Raw genomic sequence first — 18,699 nt, forward strand, 5'->3', positions numbered from 1 at the left:
CTGGGAACAGAGCCCGAGGAGGATCAGTGATCGACCTGAAGCCGGCCTGCCGCCGGATGACCGACCTGCTCGCAGCCATCGCGGATGACCAGCTCGTCGGCCCCACGCCCTGCGCCGAGTACACCGTCGGCGACCTGATCGACCACGTCGACGAAGCCGCCCACGGCTTCGCGGCACTCGCCGGCAACGACCTCGGTGAGCGCGCCGACACCGGCTCGCAGCCGACCGCGGCCAACCTCGGCGACGACTGGCGGCGCCGGGTCGCCAAGCACGTCCGGGTGCTCGGTGAGGCGTGGGACGACCCGGCGGCCTGGCGGGGCAGCTCGGGCGGCGCGGGAGTGGAGCTGCCGAACGAGGTGTGGGGCAAGATCGCGCTCACCGAGATGGTCGTGCACGGCTGGGACCTCGCGAAGGCGACCGGTCAGCCCTTCGGCCTGCCGGAGGAGACGCTGCGGGCCTGCCACGAGCACGTGGCGGAATTCGTCCCGAACGCCCCCATCGAGAGCCTGTGGGGCCGCGCCGTCGAGACCCGGGCCGACGCCCCGCTGCTCGATCGCATCGTCGCCATCACCGGTCGTACCCCGTGAACCGCACGATTCCGTTGCCCGGCAACGGAATCGTCCGATTCACGCCAGCGGTTGGGCCTGCTCGAGGAGGGCGGTGAACTGATCTTCCTGGACCGGGCGGGCGAACAGGTAGCCCTGGTACACGTCGATCCCGACGCTGGCGAGCAGTTTGAACTGCTCCGGGGTCTCGACGCCTTCGGCCACGGTCTGGCAGTTCAGCGCGCGGGCGAACTCGGCCACCGCCCGGGCCACCGCCAGGTCGCGGGAGCCGACGCCGAGATCGGAGACGAAACTGCGGTCCGCCTTGATGATCTGCGCGGGCAGGTCCTTGATCCGGGCCAGCGACGAGTAGCCGGTGCCGAAGTCGTCGACGGCGAACCGGACGCCGCGGTCGACGAGTTCGACCATCGCGCGGCGAGGCCCGCTCGGCAGGTCGACCAGCACGGTCTCGACCAGTTCGAGGACGACGCGGTTCGGCTCGATGCCGGATTCGGCGATGCTCCCGTTGACCTCGGCGGTGAACTCGGGGTCGTCGGGCAGCAGCCCGGCGAGGTTGACGGCGATGCCGACCGGACGCCCGCCGACGGCCGGCCACCGGGCGGCGCGGCGCAGGGCGGTGCGCAGCACCCACCGGTCCAGGTCGCGAAGCAGGTCGCCCTGCTCGGCGACGGGCAGGAAGACGTCCGGGTAGAGCAGGCCGTGCTCGGGATGCGGCCAGCGGACCAGGGCCTCGGCCGAGACCACGTTGCCCGCGGCATCCACGACGGGCTGGTAGTGGAGCGTGAGGCCGTTGTTGTCGATGGCCTCGCGCAGCTCCGCTTCCAGCCGCAACTGCCGGTTGATGGACTGGGCCAGTCCCGGATCGGCCAGCGTCACCCGCCCCGGGCCGCGCCGCTTCGCCCGGTACATGGCGGCGTCCGCGAAGCGGAGCAGGTCGTCGCCGCAATTCGCGGTGCCGTCGGGCATCGCGCAGCCGACCGCCGCCGACACCTGGACCGGCTGGCCCTGCAGGCGCACCACGGTGCGGAGCAGGCCGGACACCGTCGCGCCCAGCGCCTCCAGCCCGCCCACGGCATCGACGTCGCGGCAGACCACCACGAACTCGTCGCCGGAGAGCCGGGCCGGGACGCATCCCGGCGGCATGCCGCTGCGCAGCCGGCGGGCCAGGGTCGCGACCAGCTCGTCTCCGGCGTCGTGGCCCAGGGAGTCGTTTACCCGCTTGAAGTTGTCGATGTCGCAGAACAGCACGCCGACCCGCTCGGCGCCGGGCCCGCGCACCAGGTCGTCCAGGAGTTCCTTGACCGCGCGGCGGTTGAACAGGCCGGTCAGCGAGTCGTGGGTGGCCTGGTAGCGGAGCTCCTCGGCCCGCTGGTGCCGTTCGGTGATGTCCTGGAACGCCACCAGCCAGAACAGCCGCCCGTCGTCCTGCACCGCGGCGGCGCAGCGGAGGTCGCAGTGCACCGGCCGGCCATCTGCCTGCTTGAGCACCCGGTGGGTCGGCGCGTCGGAGATCATGACGAGCGGGCCCGGCCGGTCCTGCGGGTGTCGCAGGTCGTCGGCCTGCGTGCCGTGCAGGTCGGATATCTCCGAGCCGAGCAGGTCGCACAGCGCGTCGTTGGCCCGGACCAGCCGGTGCGATTCGTCGAACAGCGCGATCCCAACCGGAGTCAGGCCCATCAGGTTGGTGAATCGCTCGCTGGAGCGCTCCAGCCGGGTGTGGGATTCGGTGTCGTCCCTGGTGACCTTGGCGAAGCCGCGCAGGCTGCCGTCGGAGGACCGCAGCGCGGCGGTGACGACGTGGGCCCAGAACCGGGTGCCGTCCTTGCGGATGCGCCATCCTTCGGCCTGGTGGTAGCCGGTGCGCGCCGCGTGTTCGAGTTCTCGTTCCGGCTGGCCTTCGGCGGCCGCCTCGGGCGGGTAGAACACGGAGAAGTGCCGCCCGACGATCTCGTCGCTGCGGTAGCGCTTCATGCGTTCGGCGCCCGTGTTCCAGCTGGCCACGTTCCCGTTCACGTCGAGCATGTAGATCGCGTACTCGTTGATGGCGGTGGCCAGCAGGTCGAGCCCGACCTCTTGCGCTTGCGGGAACCCGACATGTTCCGAATGGGTCAGCCCGTTCTTCGTTTGCAGAATTTTCGCCCCCGAATGCACCCGGATTTGCGCGGTTGCCGCAGTCGAGCGTAGCGACGGTGGGAACCGAACAACAGCTCCCGGGAGGCCTGCGCGCGGGAAAACGTGTGCAAGGCCACTGCGCTGGGACTTCGGCATCGGCGGATTCGTCGATGCCGAACCGCTTTCGCATTATTGATCCACTGTGAACCAGTCCAATAGTGGGCCGGATTCGCCGCCGCTGCTGCTCGCCGTGGGCGAATTCCTGGTGTCTTCTCAGCCAGTTCTCAAGGAATGCCCGGGTGCCGCCGGTAGCTTGGAGTGCACGGGCCCGGCCGAACGGTGCCGGGCCTGGCGGGTTTCCCCGACGACCCTGCATCGGCAGCCGCCGCGCGTGCGCGACGGCGACTCCAATCCGTCAGGAGGACGTCATGAACCAGAGTCGATGCGATATGACCGCGACGCCTGTCGGAACCTTCGGCCACGAGCCGCCCGTGATCCCGACGCAGGCCGGGGCCGCCACGTCCGCACCACGCGCCGCAGCCGGCTCAGCGGGCGGCGGTGCGGAGCTCGTGATCCGCCGCGGTCCCCACGCGGGCACCGCCATCCCGGTCGCCGGCACGGTGACGGTGGGGCGCGGCCGGGATTGCGACATCACGCTCGACGCGCCCACGGTCTCGCTCTGCCACGCCCGGATCCATCGCGTCGGCGCGCGGTACGCGATCGTCGACTCGGGTTCGCTGAACGGCACCTACCTCAACCGCAACCCGGTCGACCGGGCGGAACTGGAAGACGGCGACGAGCTCTGGATCGGCACCTACCGATTCACCTTCCGCACGACCTGACGCCGTCGACCACCGAACCCGGATGAACGTCCACATCGGATGATCGTCGTGGTGGTTCGCCAGCCGGCTCTGGTGGTTCGCCCGCCGGCTCTGGTGGATCGGCCGCACTGGCGGCAGCATGGACCGGAATCCCGAGGGACGGAGGAACATGGCTGCTGTGGCATCGGGCCGGTTGTCGGATCGGACCGCCGTCGTGACCGGCGCGGCATCGGGCATCGGAGCGGCCACCGCGCGCAGGCTCGCCGCCGAGGGCGCCGGCGTGCTGGTCGCCGACGTGGACGTCGAAGCCGGTAGCGAGGTCGTCGCCGGCATCAACTCGACCGGCGGGCGGGCGCTGTTCCAACGCTGCGACGTCGCCGAGCAGGCCGACTGGACCGCGGCCGTGCAAGCGGCACGCGAAGCGTTCGGGCCGGTGTCGGCGCTGGTCGGCAACGCCTACGCGGTCCGGGTGGCGCCCGCCGACGCGACCACGCGCGAATCGTGGGACCACCAGTTGGCGGTGAGCCTCACCGGAGCGTTCCTCGGCTTCAAGGCGTGCCTGGACGATCTGGCCGAAACGGCGGGCTCGGTGGTGCTGACCTCCTCGGTGCACGCCCTGGTCGGGCTGCCCGGCCGCCCCGCCTACGCGGCGGCCAAGGCGGGACTGACGGGCCTCGCCCGGCAACTAGCGGTCGAGTACGGCCCGCGCATCCGGGTCAACAGCGTCCTCCCCGGGCCGATCCTGACCCGGGCCTGGGACGAAGTCCCGGAGGAAGACCGCCGGCGAACGGCGGAGCAAACGGCGGCGGGACGGATCGGCGACCCCGACGAGATCGCGGCGCCGATAGCCTTCCTGCTCAGCGAGGAAGCGTCCTTCATAACCGGCGCGAGCCTCGTCGTGGACGGAGGCTGGAGCGTCTACAAGACCTCGGCATGACCATCGCGGCCGGTTGGCGGGGCGGCCGAATTCCGTTGCTGGAGCAGGACGTTCTGGCGGAAGCGGTTGGCGATTGCTGCGGGGTCGTCCAGGAGCCAGGGGATGTTCGGCGCGTTTCCGCCCGCTATTCGCGCCACCACCGCGCTCGGGCCCTCGGCGGATCTGGCGTTCAGCAGCGCTTCGCGGAGCCGGTCGGGGTCCGTTGAGACGGCGGTCTTCAGCCCTGCCGCGGCCGTGAGATCCGCGATCCGGACGTGTTCGGCTTGTGTCGGCATCTTGTCGGCTGAGGCGTGCTGGTGGTTGTCGAGCACTATGAGCGTGTACGTGGCGGGCGCGTTGGCGCCGAGCGTCGGGAGCGCGTTCAGCCCCATGAGCAGCGATCCGTCGCCCTCGATCGCCCACACCGGGTGATCACCGGCCAGAGCGATGCCCAGCCCCACCGCCGCGGACAGGCCCATCGAATCGAGCAGGTACAGGTGGTTGTCGCGGCCGTGGTGGTGGGCGAGTTCCCGCGACGTGGCGCCGCAGGTGACGACCAGCGGGTCGGTGCCGACGACCTCGTCGATGACCGCGAGCGCGGTGAGCCGGTCCATCATCGGGCAGCCTCCGCGGGGCGCAGTTCGACGGCGGGGTGCAGCAGGTCGAGCAACGCGACCATCGGGCGGCGTGTCATGACCGCGGTTCGGCACAGGTCCCGCGTGGTGACCTGCCAGGCTTCCGGCGAGATGTGCGGGCCCAGCGGCGTGTGGTGGATGCCCGCCGCGGTCAGCAGCGCCGGAACCGCGGCGGAGAACTCGTGGATCATCGCGTTGTACTCGCCGAGCCCTCCGCGGGTGTTGGCCAGGATCGGCAGGCCGACGTGGTACGCCTTGGCGAAGGTGGTGAGCGCGGTCAGGGCATTGCCGAAACCGTTGTCCTGCATGACTATGAACGCGCGCTTGCCGGTCAGGGCCGCGCCGCCGGCGATGCCGACGGCCTCCTCCTCGCGGTTGGCCAGCACCGACGGCGTGCCGGCCTGCTCGAAGGCGCGGATCAGCGGGGCCGCGTGCGAGGACGGGACGTGGACGAGGAGTTCGGGTTCCCAGTCGAGGACGCCGGCGACCGCGGCGTCGGTGTACGCATTGGATCCGGCCATGGCTCAGCTCCGTTGGGCGTCAGGCGGTGGATTCGAGGGCGGACAGGGTGCGCGAGACGTCGTCGGCCGTGTTGAAACCGTGCAGGCCGAACCTTATGGCACCGGCCCGCGCCGTCGCACGCACATCGTGGGCGGCCAACCGGTGCACCGCCGCGTCGGCGTCCGGGACCGCGAGTGTGACGATGTGGCTTGGCCATTCGGTGGGGGAGCAGCGGAATCCCCGCTCCTGGGCGCCTTCGCGGAGCAATCCGGCCAGTTCCAGGCAGTGCCGTTCGAGTTCGCCGGCATCGAGCGTCCTCAGGAGGTCGAGCGCGGCGGAAGCGCCGGCCCAGGACGGCCAGCACGGCGACATGTCGAGCCTGCGCGCGCCGGGTGCGTAGGACAGCGGACCGCCGTAGTAGTCCTGCGGCTCGGGAGAAGTCTTGACGTTCGGCGCCAACGGGTTGAGAGCGGAAAGCCGGTCGGGGCGCACGTAAAGCCACGCGGCTCCGCGCGGGCACAACATCCACTTGTAGCCGTGGATCGCGATGAAGTCGGGATCCACGGCGTCGGGCAGCTTGAGCACGCCGGCGCTTTGCGTTGCGTCGACGAACAACTGCGCACCCACTTCCCTGCATCGCGCCGCAACGGCTGTCAGGTCGGTGCGCCAACCCGTCGCGGACTGCACTTCGCTGAGCACCACCAGAGTCGTGCCCTCGGCTATCGCTGCCACCAGCGATTCGCTGTGCAGGCAACCGTCCGGCATCGGCACCTGCTCCACGTGCACGCCGCGTTGTTCCGCGGCGAGCAAGGGAAAGAGGTTGCTGCGGAACTCCTCGGCGCCGATGACCACCCTGCTGCCCGTCGGCAGCGCCGCGGCCACCGTCGCGACCGCCTCCGCCACCGACTGGACGAGCGCGACGTGCTCGGGATCGACGCCGAGCAGCCCGGCGACCTGGCGGCGGCTGTGCTGAGCCGCCTGATCGCGCTGCGGCCAGGAGAAATCGCCGAGATCCCAGTTCGCGAGTTCCGCGTGGAGCGCGCGCAGCACCGGCTCGGCGGCGGGCGCGCAGCTCGGGGTGGACAGCCACGTGAGGCGGTCCAGGACGGCGAACTGCTCGCGGAACTTCGCTAGATCCACGGTGCCTCCTTGATCGGGGGTTGTACCGAGGATGGGGAGCCTGGAACCATGAGTCAACGGAATGGTTTTCATGCCTTCCATGAAGGCGGTTGATAGTGGAGCTGCAACAGCTGAGATGCCTCGTCGCGGTGCTCGACACCGGTTCGTTCACGAAGGCCGCCGCCGCACTGCACGTCACGCAGGGCGCGGTGAGCCACGCGGTGAACGGGCTGGAGCGCGAGCTCGGAGTCGGGCTCGTGCGCCGCGGCCGCGGCGGGGCGAGCGCAACCGACGCGGGAGCGCGGATCGCGGAGCATGCGCGGGCGGTGCTCGCGCGCTTGCGGGTGGCCGAGGACGAAGTCCTCGCGATGCGCGGACTGCGAGCGGGGCGCCTTCGCGTCGGAAGCTTCACCAGCGCGTCAACGCGCCTGTTACCCGGACTCCTCGCCGCCTATCGCCGGCAGCACCCCGACGTCGAGGTGTCGCTGCGCGAGGGCAACGACCTGCAGACCAGGGAGCTGCTCGCCAACGGCGAAGTCGACGTCGCCTTCGTCGTACTGCCGGCCGACGGCCACGACGTCATCGCCCTGGCCGAGGACGAGCTGGTCCTGGTCGTCCCCGAGACCCACCGCCTCGCGTGGCACCACGTCGTCCCGCTGGCCGAGCTCGCGCCGGAGCCGTTGATCCTGTCCTCCGGAGGCTGCGCGGCGTTGGTGCGGAGCACGTTCCGCGAGCACGGGCTGGAGCCGTTGGAGTCCGGCGTGGTGCAGGAAGGATCCACAGCCCTGGCCATGGTCGAGGGCGGGCTCGGCGTGACGCTCATGCCGGAGCTGGCGGTGCCGGCGCTTCCCGGAACGCTCGTGATCCGCCCGGTGCGACCGACCAGCCGCCGGAGCCTGGGCCTCGCCGCGCGGAGCGAGGAAGCGCACAGCCCGGCGCTACAAGCCTTCCTCACGCTCGCGAAGCAGCAGGCGTCAGCACTGGCCCACCGGACGGCCTGACGCTCACCGGGCGTCGGTGGTCGCCAGGTCGTCGGAGTTGCCGGTGTGGTCGGGCGCCGCCACGGGGAGCATCGCCAGCAGCCCGATCAGCAGGATGAGGACGATGCCGCCCATGCCCGCGCGCTGGGTGCCGAACAGCGCGATGAAGCCGCTGAACGCCAGCGGCCCGAGGAAGCTGACGGCGCGCCCGGTGGTGGCGTAGAGGCCGAACACCTCGCCTTCCCGGCCGGGCGTGGCGATGCGCGCGAGGAACGTCCGGCTGGCCGACTGGGTCGGCCCCAAGAAGATCGCCAGCAGCAGCCCGCCAACCCAGAAGGCCGGCTTGCCGGGCACCGCGACCAGCGCTCCGCCCACCACGACCAGCCCGATCAGCGACGCGAGGATGACGGTCTTCGGGCCGAACCGGTCGTCCGCGCGACCGCCGAGGAACGCGCCGAGCCCGGCGACGAGATTCGCCGTGATGGCGAAGACCACCACCTCGGTGGCTGTGAAGCCGAACGTGCCCGCGGCGATCACGCCGCCGAAGGTGAAGATCGCGGCCAGGCCGTCCCGGTAGAGCGCGCTGGCCACCAGGAATCCCAGCGTGCGCCGCTCGGTGCGCCACATCCGCGCCAGTCGCTTGCCCAGCACGATGTAGCTGCCCAGGATCGCGCGACGCAGCGGCTCGCCGGACGATTCCGCCTCGGGCACGAAGAAGAACAGCGGCAGCGCGAACACCGCGAACCACGCGGCCGCGAACAGCGCCACGACGCGGATGTTCAGCCCGTCCTGCGAGGTGACGCCGAACAGTCCGACATCGGGCTGCACGAATCCGATCAGCACGATCACCAACGCGATGAGCCCGCCGAAGTAGCCCAGGCCCCAGCCGAAACCCGAGATGCGGCCGATCGTCGCCGGCGTCGAGACCTGGAGCAGCATCGCGTTGTAGTTCACCGTGGCGAACTCGGAGAACACGCTGCCCACCGAGATCAGCACGAGGCCCAGCAACAGGTATCCCGGCTCGTCCCGGACGAAGAACAGCCCGGCCGTGCTGGCCACCACGAGCGCGGTGTGCACCGCCAGCCACAGCTTGCGCCGCCCGCCGGCGTCGCTGCGCTGCCCGGTCACCGGCGCCACCAGCGCGATGCACACACCCGAGATCGTGAGTGCGAGGCCGAGGGACTCCGAGCCGCTCTTCGGGTCGGCGGCCACGCCCTCGGTCAGGTACACCGTGAACACGAAGGTCAAGATCACGGTGTTGAAGGCTGCGGAACCCCAGTCCCACAGCGCCCAGCTGATCACCCCGCGCACGTCCCGATGAGGTGCGGGCGGGGTATTCGCGGTCATGCCCACGGCACGATCAGACCAGCAGGTTCCGGGTGCAGCCAGTCGAAACGCGCCGGTCGCCCGGTCCGCGCGACACCCGTGTAGCGGTGCGTCCGGGAAAAGCATCCGGATGGTCGACGCCGGATAGCCGGTGCTCACCGCCGGTCGGCCGACGGCGGGAACAGCGCGTCGATCGGTGCGGGTTTGCCCAGGTAATAGCCCTGCCCCTGGTCGCAGCCGAGGTCGCGGATGATGCCGAGCTGCGCGACCGTCTCGATGCCCTCCGCCACCACGCCGAGTCCGATCGCGTGGGCCATGGCGACGATGCCGGCGACGATGACTTCGAGCTCGTCGGAGGCGCCGAGGTCGGTGACGAACGTCCGGTCGATCTTGACGATGTCCAGCGGCAGCCGGCGCAGCTGCGCCAGCGAGGAGTAGCCGGTGCCGAAATCGTCGATGGCCAGGCCGATGCCCAGTTCGCGCAGCGCCGTCAGGACGCGCGTCGCGGCGTCGGGATCCTGCATGATCGCGTTCTCGGTGATCTCCAAGCACAGCGCGTGGGCCGGCAGCCCGGATTCGGCGAGCGCCTGCTGCACGTGGTCCTGCAGGTCGGGATCTTCCAGCTGGCGCGGCGAAAGGTTCGCGTTGAGGTGCAGGTCGAGGTCGTGGCGCTCGCGCGCCGCCGCGATCCGGCGGGTCGCCTCGCACAGCATGTGCGCGCCGATGGGGTTGATCAGGTCGCTTTCCTCGGCCAGCGGGATGAACTCGCCCGGCGAAACCGCGCCGTGCAACGGATGCCACCACCGGAGCAGGCCCTCCACGGCGACCGTTTGTTCGGTGCGCAGGTCCACGACCGGCTGGTAGGCCACCCAGAGCTGCTCGTGCCGCACGGCGTGACGCAGGTCCTGCTCCAGGACCATGTGCCGCTGCACGCGTTCGCGCAGGTCGACGTCGAAGAACGCGCAGCGTCCGCCGCCGTGCGCCTTGGCCTGGTACATGGCCACATCCGCATCGCGCAGGAGGTCCTGGGCGGATCGCGTGTCGTCCGGGCCGGCCAGCACCACGCCGATGCTGCCGTTGACGTGCAGCTGCCGGCCCTGCACGTGGATGGGCTCGGTGAGGGCGGCGATCAGCCGTTCGCTGAGCCTGCGGAGCACGGCGTGGCTTCCCTCGCAGTGCACCATGATCACGAACTCGTCGCCGCCGAGCCGGCCGACCAACGCCTCGCCGGGCGTCGCCCGCACCAACCGGTGCCCGGCGATCCGCAGCACCTCGTCGCCGATGACGTGGCCCAGGGAATCGTTGATGCGCTTGAAGTTGTCGAGATCGATGAACAGCACGGCCATCGGGAGCGTTCGCTGCCGCACTGCCCCGAGGTGGCGCAGCATCAGCGTGCGGTTCGCCAGTCCCGTCAGCGGATCGTGGGTGGCCTCGTACTCCAGGCGCTCCCGGGCGGCCCGGCTCTCGGTGATGTCGCTGAAGGAGATGACGACCTTGTGCGGCGGGCGGTCCTGCGGATTCAGCGACCGGGCCGTGACCGCCAACCAGGTGTTGCGGCCGTCCGAGCGGTTGAAGCGGATCACCCGCGAGTTCTGCGGTTTCCCGGTTCGCCGCGTCGTCACCGCCGGGTGCTCGTCCGGCCGCATCGGCGTCCCGGCCTCGTCGAACAACGACCAGGACGTGGGTGCGGTGCCGATGATCTCGGCCGCGGACGAGCCGGCGATGCGCTCGGCGGCGGGATTCACCGCCTCGATGATTCCCGTCGAGCCCACCACGATGACGCCCTCGTCCAGCGCCGCGACCACGGTCGCGAAGTCCTGCTCGGCCTGCCGGTGCGCGGTCTCGTCGGCGCACACCAGCACGAAACCGGAGTCCATTTCCGAAGCCGAGATCCGGACCACGAGGGTGGTGCCGTCCCGGTGCCGGTGCACGGCCTCGGTGACGCCGCCCTCGGCGACCAGGGCTTCGGGCCGCAGCGGCGCGCCGACGAGCGCCTCGACATGCCGTCCCAACGCCTGCTCGGCGGGCACGCCGTACACGGTTTCGGCGGCCGGGTTCCAGCTGGTGACCACGCCCTCGCGGCTGGTCGCGATGATCGCGTTGTTGACGTGCTGAACAAGCGCCGCCTGGTAGCGCAGCGTGGCTTCGGCCGTCTTCTGCGTGGTGATGTCCCGCCCGATGACCTGCACCGCCGGCCGCCCGTCCCAGGTGGTGTGCACCGCGACCATTTCCACCGGGACCGGGGTGCCGTCCACGCCCTGCAGGTGGGCGTGCGATCGGGGCGTCGCGGTGCCCTCCGCCGTCAGCAGCTTGAGCCGCTTGCGCATCTCGACGACCGACTGCGGGGTGACGAAATCCGTGACCCGCCGCCCGAGGAGCTGCTCGGAGGATTCGGCGCCGAGGATGGTGCTCATCGCCGGGTTGGCGTACTTGATGATCCCGTCCTGGTGCACGCAGATCGCATCGGGACTGAGCTCGGCGAGCAGCCGGTATCGGCCGGCGAGGTCCTCCAGCGCCTGCCGGTCCCGGTGCAGGCCGGTCACCTCGCGGATCAGCCCGATGAGGCCGCCGGTCCGCCGGTCGCCGAACGCGCGGGCGCGGAGGTGCAGCAGCCGGGTCTCGCCTTGCGCGGTGACGATGGGCTGTTCCAGGTCGATGTCCTGCGGCCAGGCGGGCGGATCGGCCGTCACCGCCCACGGCTCGATGAGCCCGGCCAGCCGGGCGCGGACGGCCTCGTCGGTCGCGCCCGGCATGTCCAGGAGCACGTCCATGCCGGGCATCCAGGTGATCTTGCGGTCGGCGAAGTCGAACCGCCAGCCGATCGCGCCGTGTGCGGACAGCGCGAGGTCCAGCAACTCGCCGCCAAGGCCCGCACTGCTCGGCCCGCCCCCAGGATCGATCGTCATGATCCGTCCAAAGAAGAGACCCGCCCACCCGCGCACGCGGCGTGGGCTGCGCCCGTCGTGGCCGCACCCGACCTAGCAGTTCCCGGAACCGCCGACCATCAACCATCTGTCCGGGGGCGTCAGCTCCGGTCGGTTTGCCGCGCCGCGCTTTCGAGCCGGTTCCAGTAGGCCTGCCACCACACTTGGTCGCCCGGCGTCATGTTGTCGCTGCCGCAGCGCAGCCCGGAGGCGCCGTCGATGAGCTCCCGGACGATGTCGGCGTGACCGGCGTGCCGATGGGTTTCGGCGATCATGTGCACCAGGATCTGGTGCAGCGTCACCTGGCTCCGGTCGGCGTCAGCGGCCGGCGGACGTCGTACTCCAGCCCGTCCAGCTTCCACAGCACCGCTTCGCGCGCGGCCCGCAGGTAGCGGCGCAAATCCGACTTCGGTTCCGGTTCGGTCGTACCGGAAAGGGTAACGAGATGGCGGTAATGGAACGTTCCGCGTCGCGTCGGAAGATCGACTCGGGTGGAATTCATGCCATCGGGCGGTCTGCGGCGTCGGCGGTCCGGTTACCCCAAGACAACAGCGGAGCGCTGTTCTGGTTCGGGGGGAAACCATGGACATGACGAGTCCGGCAGCAGGCGGGCTGATCAACTACGTGCGCACGGTGGCGGGCGATCTCGGCGACGACGTCTACGAGGTCGACGTCGACCTGGAGAGCGGGTTGGCCACGGCGATCATCCTCGTGCACTCGAAGGTGCCCACGCTCGTGGACTGCCCGCTCCTGCTGACCTGGGACGAGGTCAGCGGTTGGGCCCTGCGGGTGGAGACCGACGGCTGGGGGGACACCACGGCCATCGAATTCATGGGCGAGGACATCCTGCCCGAACCCGGGCTGGTGCGGGAATTCCTGCAGGATGCGATCGACGGGCACAACCCCGGCATGCTCCAGCCTCCGTCGTTCCGCCTGCCCAATGCGGGCGACGACCTCGAAGACCGCCTCGCGCGGTTCGCCGCCTGATCGCGACCGGCTGCGGTCAAGCGCGCGTGCGGTGGAAGATCAGCCGGTAGATCAGCAGGAGGATCACCGAGCCGATGACCGCCCAGACGAAGCTCATCAGGTTGAAACCGGTGACTCCCGCACCACCGGCAACGCTGGTCGCGATCCATCCGCCGAGCAATCCGCCGACGACTCCGATCACGATGGTCACGATGATCCCGCCGGGATCGCGGCCCGGGAGGATGAACTTGGCGATTGCCCCGGCGATCAGCCCGAACAAGATCCAGCTGAGAATACCCATGGCGGCGTCCTCCTGAGCTCGGGTCAACCGTCCGGCCCAGGGGTTCCCCGGGCCCGCGCAGCGCATTCCACACCGCGGCGCACCCGGCGGAAGGCGTTTTCCGAGCACGATCAGCCAGACGCCAGCTGGAAGTGCCAGATGATGGTGCCCGGCACTCCGGCGTTGGCCGCTCGGGCCGCCTCGGGAATCATCGCGGCCAGGCTCCACGGCCAGTGCTCCCACGGCCCCGTCTCGCGCGGAGCGGTCGCGTCCGGCCGGGGCGTTTCCGCGTCCGGCAACCGAGGCTCCTCGCAGCGCCGCGGCTGCAGATCCAGCGGCAGCGCGGCGCGCAGGTAGTCCCCGACGAGGTGGCGGTGAGCGGGCAGCCGGCCCGGCTGCCCGCCCGGCCCGCGCACCGGCGGTACCGAGCCGCGCGCCACGCGGTCCGGGTGGATGTCGGAGATCACCAGATGCCCGCCCGGGCGCAGCACCCTGGCGAACTCCGCGAACACCGGCCCCAGCGCGGGAAGGTGTGCGAGCGCCAGGGTGCAGACGACCAGATCCACATCGCCGTCGGCGACCGGCAGCTGGTGCAGATCACCGAGCAGGAAGTCGCCGTCCGGCAACCGCTTGCGCGCGCGGTCGAGCATCTCGGGCGAGCTGTCCACGCCGACGATCCGGTGGCCGCGCGCCGCCAGCGCCGCGGCGGTCCGGCCGGTGCCGCACGCGGCGTCCAGCGCGACGCCCACCGGCAGCGCTTCGACGATCTCCGCGATCATCGGTTCGTCGAAGTCGAACGCCGCATTGTCTTCGTCGTCGTAGGTCTCGGACCAGATGCGGTAGCCCTCGACGGTGTCCACGCGGGCGACTTCGACGGCAGCGCCCGCCAGCGACTCGTCGTCGAGCAGCCGCCGCACTTCGGCGATGCGCTCTTCGACGAACGCGCGGCCCTGTTCCCCGGTGAACCCGCGCAACAAGGCGATGCCTTCTAGCCCGAGCAGGTAGGCCAGCGGATGCTCGTAGATCACGCGCGTGAGGCTAGCGCCGCGCGCCCGGCCAGGGCCACCGAATTTCCATCGAACCGTCCAATGAGGACTGAATTCGGACGCCGGCACCGCGAGGACCGGCTGGCGCGAGGTGATTTCGAAGCAGCGCGGGGACCCGGCCGGATCGCAGCCGCCGCCGAGCGGTTTGATCTGTTCGGTCGGCACGTGGCTTTCGGAGGCGGTTTTGCAGCGCGGGACATCGTTGGGGCGGGACTTCGGCTGGTTGTGGTCGGCATACGCGATCAGCACGGCGGGCACGTGGCTCGCGCTCGACGCGTTCCCGCTCATCGCCGTCCTGGTGCTGCACAGCAGCACGACGCAGGTTTCCGCGCTGGCTGCCGCGGGCCTGGCGGTCGGTGCGGTTCTCGCGGTGCCGCTCGGCCCGTGGGTGGAGTTCCACCGGAAGCGGCCGGTCATGATCGCGATGGATCTGGTCCGGTTCGCGGTGCTGATGTCCGTGCCGGCGGCCTACGCGCTCGGCGTGCTGACCTTCGCGCAGCTGGTCGTCGTGTCCGTGCTCGTGGCGGCCGCCAACATCCTGTTCACCGCGGCGAGCGGCGCGTGCCTCAAGGCGCTGGTGCGGCCCGACGACCTGCTGGCGGCCAACGGCAGGTTCGAGTCCACGACGTGGACGGCGACCGCGATCGGTCCGCCGCTGGGCGGGTTCGCCATCGGCGCGTTCGGCCCCGTGACGACCGTCGTGCTCAACGCCGCCAGCTACCTGCTCTCCGCGCTAGGGATCCGCGCGATCAGCGGCCGGGAGCGACCGCCGGAGCGGCGCGGATCGCGGTTCCGCGCCGGCGACGTCGTCGAGGGCTGGCGCTGCATCTTCCGGCATCCCCTGCTGCGGCGGCTGTTCCTCAACAACAGCCTGGTGAAGGGGCTGATCATGGCGCCCGTCCCGCTGCTCGCGGTCCTGCTCCTCCGCGACCTGGGCTACGCGCCGTGGCAGTACGGCCTCGCCTTCGGCGTGCCGTGCATCGGCGGCCTGGTCGGGTCGCGGCTGGCAAGGCCCCTGGTCGCGAGGTTCGGGCAGCACCGGGTCATGCTCGCCGCGGGCACGGTGGCCGTGTGCTGGCCGGTGGGCCTGGCATTCGTGCCGCCCGGCCCGCCGGGCCTGCTGCTCATCATCGTGATCGAGTTCGGCCTGATCACGAGCATGGGCATCTTCAACCCGGTGTTCGCTACCTACCGACTCGAGAACATCGATTCCGGCAGCGTCGCCCGAACCTTGGCGGCGTGGTCGATCGGCAGCGGCGCCACCGTTTCGGCGCTGACGTTCCTCTGGGGACTGCTCGCCGCCGCCACCGGCCCCCGCGTCGCCATCGCGATCGCCGGGGTGCTCATCCTCGGCACGCCGCTCCTGCTGCCGCGCCGGAACAGCGATTCGCCCCGTGAGCAACGGATTCCGCGTCCGGCGGAGACTGCTCCGCCGCAAGCGAACACGCCTCCCGGCGGATAGCGTCGCCAAGGACGTCAGGAGGTGCGTCGACGATGGTGACGATGCGGGAAGTAGTGCACCACCACGGTTCCACCACGCTCGAAGGCGTGCTGCTGATCAGCGAGGAGATTCGCGCTCCCGCGCCGACGGTGCTGGTCTGCCACGGTGCGGAGGGGCGCACCGATACCCCGGTCGAGATGGCCGAACGGCTCCTGCCGTGGGGCTACCAGGCGTTCGCCATGGACCTCTACGGCAAGGGCGTCGGCGGCTCCACGCCGGCGGAATTCGAAGCGCTGATGCGGCCTTTCCTCGCGAACCGCGCGATGCCGGCGGACCGGCTGTCGGCCATCGTGTCCACAGTGGCCGGTTGGCCTGAGGTGGATGGCGACCGGATCGCGGCCATGGGGTTCTGCTTCGGCGGGCTCTGCGTGCTCGACATGGCCCGGACCGGGGCGGCGGTCCGGGGTGTCGCCAGCTTCCACGGCGTGCTGACGCCGCCGTCCGGCTGGTCCCCGCGGCCGATCGAGACCAAGGTCGCCGCCTACCACGGCTGGGATGACCCGTGGGCGCCGCCGGAAGACGTGGTCGGGCTGGCCGCGGAGATGACGGAGTCCGGCGCCGACTGGCAGCTGCAAGCGTTCGGCGACACCATGCACGCCTTCATGGCGCCGCAGGCGAACAGCCCGGAGAACGGAATCCAGTACGACGAGCGCTCGGCCGAACGATCCTGGTCGGGGCTGAAGAGGTTCCTGACGGAGTGCCTGGCGGACGATTCCCCTGTCTTGCAACAACAATAGGAGAACTCGCACTGCTGGACCGCTCCTTCGCTAGCCGGGGTAGCCGGGTGGCAGGGGAGTGGGGCGCAGGGCGCGATCCATTCCGGTGGCGACGAATTCCGACACAGCGGCCACCGCGTGCTGCCGGAGGAGCATCGCCACCCGAGGATCCGACGACGTCTCCATGATTCGCACGCCGTCGGGGAGGGGCTCGACCTGCAGATCGATCTGAGCGTGGTGCTCGAAGAGCTCCGCGAACAGCGGGTCGAGCTGGCGGATCGCGTCGCCACGCGCCAGGCGCCACCTCATCCGCTCGACGTGGGTGCGGAGGTTCGCGGCAACATCCCGGTCGGCGCTGGTGGTGGTCGTCCGGACCCCGTAGGAGAAGTGGTCCACCGTCCGCGCGATCTCCTGGTGGTGGACCAGGAGCTCGTGGATGATCCGCACGTCGCGCTCCAGGTCCGGGTCCATCTTCGTGTCCGGGGTCAGCATCCACGGCGGCACTCCTCCCGGCTCCTGGTGCGTGCATCCGGGCAGCGGCACCGCGATGGCGGCGGCCAGGACGAGGAATTCGCGTCGCGAGCATGCGCTGTGTTCACCTGTCATCGGCGGTCCTCGTGGCGCGTGGTCGGCCGGTGTGGTGGAGCAGCTCGATGACCTCGGCGTCGGAAGTCTGTGCGAAGTCCCGGTACCACTGCCCGATCGCCATGAACCAGCCCGGCGTCTCCAGGCAGACCTGCTCGTCGGTCACCTCCTCCAGTCGTTCCAGTGCCTGCGGCGGAGCCACCGGCACGGCCAGCACCACGTGGGCCGCGCCCTGCTCGCGGGCCACGCGGCAGGCGGCGTGCGCGGTTGAGCCGGTGGCGATCCCGTCGTCGACCACGATGGCCGTCCGGCCGGTCACGTCCACGCGCCGGCGGTCGACGCGGAACAGTCGTGCGCGCCGGTCGAGTTCGATCCGCTCGCGGCGCTCCACCTCGTCGAGTTCCTTCGCGCTGACTCCGGTCTTCCACAGCACCTCGTCGTTGATGATGCGCACGTCGCCTTCGCCGATGACGCCCATGCCGAGCTCGGGATGGGTGGGAACCCCGAGCTTGCGAACCACGATCACGTCCAGTGGCGCGTGCAGCGCCGTGGCCACCTCGAAGGCCACCGGAACGCCGCCGCGCGGCAATCCCAGCACGACGGCATCCACCTCGCGGAAGTGCAGCAACTGCCGGGCCAGTCGGCGACCGGCGTCCCTGCGATTCTCGAACGGCACGATGGAGCACCCCCTCATCCCGCCTGGAACCAAGCATGGCCCCGGAGCGAGCGGCTGGCACAGGGGCCATCAGTACTCAGCCGCAGTTCCCTTCGGGCCGGTCGTGTTCGCTCGGGCGCGGAGCTGGATCCCGATGTGGTCGAGCAGGCGGAGGAGGGTCGCGAGCTCGGCCGCCGGAACGTCGTCGAACAGGTCGGCGGCGGCCCGATCGGCCTGGACGTGCATCGCCGCCACCGCGGTGCGTCCTTCATCGGTGAGGTCGACCAGCGTCGCCCGCCGATCTGTCGGGGTGCGGTCCGCGCGTGACGTAGCCGCCGTTCTCAAACGCGTCGAGCAGTGCGGTGACGTTGCGCGGAGTCACCCCGAGTGCGCGGCTGATGTCCCGCTGCGTCGACGATCCGCGCTGGTAGAGCTGCCAGAGCAGGTTCGCGCGCCCGGCTGAGGCCGCGCTCGGCGAGGCCGTGTTCGACGTCGTCGGTTAGCAGCAGCGCCACATCCCATAGCTTGCCCAGCACCGCGAGCGGGTCCGAAGGTAGTTCGCTGCTCATATTGTGAACCTCGTTCACGATACGGCCGTGCGCCTAGGGGCTCGGCACGGCGACACGAGGGGAGGCCGCGCATGCCGGCGAAGCAGTACTCGTTCGCCCGTCCTAACGCGTTCGGGATGTCCGTCGAGTACGCGGAGTTCCGGGAGAGGTCACCGGTCGCCAGGGTGGATGTGCCTGGAATCGGGCCGGCCTGGCCGGTCACCCGCTACGACGACGTGCGCACTGTGCTCGGCGATCCGCGGTTCGGGCTCGAACCACCGGCCGAGCCGGTGCGAACGATTCGCTGTTCCAGGACCCGCCGTGGGCACGGGCGCCTCCGGGGCCTGGTGCCGAAGGCGTTCACCGCCCGCTACGTGGCGGCGCTGCGAGCCGGGGTCGGCGAAATCGTCGCGTCGTTGCTGGAGAGATCTCGTCGAGCACCGGGCCGATCGACCTCGTCGAGGCGCTGGCGGTCCCGCTGCCGATCACCGTGATCGGCGAA

At 70.6% G+C, this 18,699-nt stretch carries 20 protein-coding genes and 1 pseudogene; 8 read left to right on the plus strand and 13 right to left on the minus strand.

Going from position 1 to position 18,699, the window contains the following annotated elements; all coding sequences use genetic code 11:
- Positions 1-26 precede the first annotated feature (26 nt).
- Positions 27-587: a TIGR03086 family metal-binding protein gene (locus AB0I53_RS13935; RefSeq protein WP_358601481.1), complete on the plus strand. Its 561-nt coding sequence runs from the start codon at positions 27-29 to the stop codon at positions 585-587.
- A gap of 39 nt (positions 588-626) precedes the next feature.
- On the opposite strand, the gene AB0I53_RS13940 is transcribed toward AB0I53_RS13935, so the two are convergent.
- Positions 627-2,717 carry an EAL domain-containing protein gene (locus AB0I53_RS13940; protein WP_358601484.1) on the minus strand — a complete coding sequence of 697 codons (2,091 nt, stop codon included), beginning with the start codon at positions 2,715-2,717 and terminating at the stop codon, positions 627-629.
- Between the two features lie 389 nt (positions 2,718-3,106).
- Between AB0I53_RS13940 and AB0I53_RS13945 the strand changes: the two genes are divergently transcribed.
- A complete protein-coding gene (locus AB0I53_RS13945; protein ID WP_358601487.1) occupies positions 3,107-3,520 on the plus strand; it encodes an FHA domain-containing protein in 414 nt (137 codons plus the stop codon).
- Between the two features lie 148 nt (positions 3,521-3,668).
- Positions 3,669-4,436, plus strand: a complete 768-nt coding sequence (locus tag AB0I53_RS13950) for an SDR family NAD(P)-dependent oxidoreductase (protein WP_358601489.1) — start codon at positions 3,669-3,671, stop codon at positions 4,434-4,436.
- Here the strand turns inward: AB0I53_RS13950 and AB0I53_RS13955 are convergent.
- The 3 genes from AB0I53_RS13955 to AB0I53_RS13965 are packed head-to-tail and all read right to left on the minus strand — an operon-like array spanning position 4,418 to position 6,691.
- Positions 4,418-5,032 (minus strand): thiamine pyrophosphate-dependent enzyme, encoded by a 615-nt coding sequence (locus AB0I53_RS13955; protein ID WP_358601492.1) that lies wholly within the window; start codon positions 5,030-5,032, stop codon positions 4,418-4,420. The genes AB0I53_RS13950 and AB0I53_RS13955 overlap by 19 nt on opposite strands.
- A complete protein-coding gene (locus tag AB0I53_RS13960; protein ID WP_358601494.1) occupies positions 5,029-5,571 on the minus strand; it encodes a thiamine pyrophosphate-binding protein in 543 nt (180 codons plus the stop codon). The genes AB0I53_RS13955 and AB0I53_RS13960 overlap by 4 nt, the downstream gene beginning before the upstream one ends.
- Before the next feature lie 19 nt (positions 5,572-5,590).
- Positions 5,591-6,691 (minus strand): aminotransferase class V-fold PLP-dependent enzyme, encoded by a 1,101-nt coding sequence (locus AB0I53_RS13965; RefSeq protein WP_358601497.1) that lies wholly within the window; start codon positions 6,689-6,691, stop codon positions 5,591-5,593.
- Positions 6,692-6,786: 95 nt separating this feature from the next.
- Here AB0I53_RS13965 and AB0I53_RS13970 point away from each other — a divergent pair, with 95 nt between their 5' ends.
- A complete protein-coding gene (locus AB0I53_RS13970; protein WP_358601499.1) occupies positions 6,787-7,671 on the plus strand; it encodes a LysR substrate-binding domain-containing protein in 885 nt (294 codons plus the stop codon).
- Positions 7,672-7,674: 3 nt separating this feature from the next.
- Here the strand turns inward: AB0I53_RS13970 and AB0I53_RS13975 are convergent, their stop codons facing one another.
- From AB0I53_RS13975 to AB0I53_RS13985, 3 genes and pseudogenes are all read right to left on the minus strand, one after another.
- Entirely contained in the window at positions 7,675-8,997 is a 1,323-nt protein-coding gene (locus AB0I53_RS13975) for an MFS transporter (RefSeq protein WP_358601501.1), read from the minus strand.
- Positions 8,998-9,131: 134 nt separating this feature from the next.
- Positions 9,132-11,882 carry an EAL domain-containing protein gene (locus tag AB0I53_RS13980; protein WP_358601504.1) on the minus strand — a complete coding sequence of 917 codons (2,751 nt, stop codon included), beginning with the start codon at positions 11,880-11,882 and terminating at the stop codon, positions 9,132-9,134.
- A gap of 119 nt (positions 11,883-12,001) precedes the next feature.
- Positions 12,002-12,300: pseudogene (locus tag AB0I53_RS13985) on the minus strand (DUF664 domain-containing protein).
- Positions 12,301-12,488: 188 nt separating this feature from the next.
- On the opposite strand from AB0I53_RS13985, the gene AB0I53_RS13990 reads away from it, so the two are divergent.
- Positions 12,489-12,887, plus strand: a complete 399-nt coding sequence (locus AB0I53_RS13990; protein ID WP_358601507.1) for a DUF6292 family protein — start codon at positions 12,489-12,491, stop codon at positions 12,885-12,887.
- A 16-nt stretch (positions 12,888-12,903) separates the two neighbouring features.
- Here the strand turns inward: AB0I53_RS13990 and AB0I53_RS13995 are convergent, their stop codons facing one another.
- Positions 12,904-13,167 carry a GlsB/YeaQ/YmgE family stress response membrane protein gene (locus AB0I53_RS13995; RefSeq protein ID WP_358601510.1) on the minus strand — a complete coding sequence of 88 codons (264 nt, stop codon included), beginning with the start codon at positions 13,165-13,167 and terminating at the stop codon, positions 12,904-12,906.
- Positions 13,168-13,277: 110 nt separating this feature from the next.
- Positions 13,278-14,174: a class I SAM-dependent methyltransferase gene (locus AB0I53_RS14000; RefSeq protein ID WP_358601513.1), complete on the minus strand. Its 897-nt coding sequence runs from the start codon at positions 14,172-14,174 to the stop codon at positions 13,278-13,280.
- Between the two features lie 202 nt (positions 14,175-14,376).
- Here AB0I53_RS14000 and AB0I53_RS14005 point away from each other — a divergent pair, with 202 nt between their 5' ends.
- Both AB0I53_RS14005 and AB0I53_RS14010 read left to right on the plus strand, forming a co-directional pair.
- Entirely contained in the window at positions 14,377-15,654 is a 1,278-nt protein-coding gene (locus AB0I53_RS14005; RefSeq protein WP_358601516.1) for an MFS transporter, read from the plus strand.
- Between the two features lie 41 nt (positions 15,655-15,695).
- Positions 15,696-16,430, plus strand: a complete 735-nt coding sequence (locus AB0I53_RS14010) for a dienelactone hydrolase family protein (protein ID WP_358601519.1) — start codon at positions 15,696-15,698, stop codon at positions 16,428-16,430.
- Between the two features lie 30 nt (positions 16,431-16,460).
- Here the strand turns inward: AB0I53_RS14010 and AB0I53_RS14015 are convergent, their stop codons facing one another.
- From AB0I53_RS14015 to AB0I53_RS14030, 4 genes are all read right to left on the minus strand, one after another.
- Positions 16,461-17,015 carry a hypothetical protein gene (locus AB0I53_RS14015; protein WP_358601522.1) on the minus strand — a complete coding sequence of 185 codons (555 nt, stop codon included), beginning with the start codon at positions 17,013-17,015 and terminating at the stop codon, positions 16,461-16,463.
- Positions 17,005-17,670: a phosphoribosyltransferase gene (locus AB0I53_RS14020; RefSeq protein WP_358601524.1), complete on the minus strand. Its 666-nt coding sequence runs from the start codon at positions 17,668-17,670 to the stop codon at positions 17,005-17,007. The genes AB0I53_RS14015 and AB0I53_RS14020 overlap by 11 nt, the downstream gene beginning before the upstream one ends.
- Positions 17,671-17,917: 247 nt before the next feature.
- On the minus strand, positions 17,918-18,049 hold the full coding sequence (locus AB0I53_RS14025; protein ID WP_358601579.1) for a hypothetical protein: 132 nt from the start codon (positions 18,047-18,049) through the stop codon (positions 17,918-17,920).
- Complete coding sequence (locus tag AB0I53_RS14030) at positions 17,991-18,218, minus strand: hypothetical protein (protein WP_358601527.1); 228 nt, start codon at positions 18,216-18,218, stop codon at positions 17,991-17,993. The genes AB0I53_RS14025 and AB0I53_RS14030 overlap by 59 nt, the downstream gene beginning before the upstream one ends.
- 71 nt (positions 18,219-18,289) lie before the next feature.
- Between AB0I53_RS14030 and AB0I53_RS14035 the strand changes: the two genes are divergently transcribed.
- Positions 18,290-18,691: a hypothetical protein gene (locus AB0I53_RS14035; RefSeq protein ID WP_358601530.1), complete on the plus strand. Its 402-nt coding sequence runs from the start codon at positions 18,290-18,292 to the stop codon at positions 18,689-18,691.
- The last annotated feature ends 8 nt before the right edge of the window (positions 18,692-18,699 follow it).

The organism is Saccharopolyspora sp. NPDC050389, assembly GCF_040655595.1.
Classification (GTDB): domain Bacteria; phylum Actinomycetota; class Actinomycetes; order Mycobacteriales; family Pseudonocardiaceae; genus Saccharopolyspora.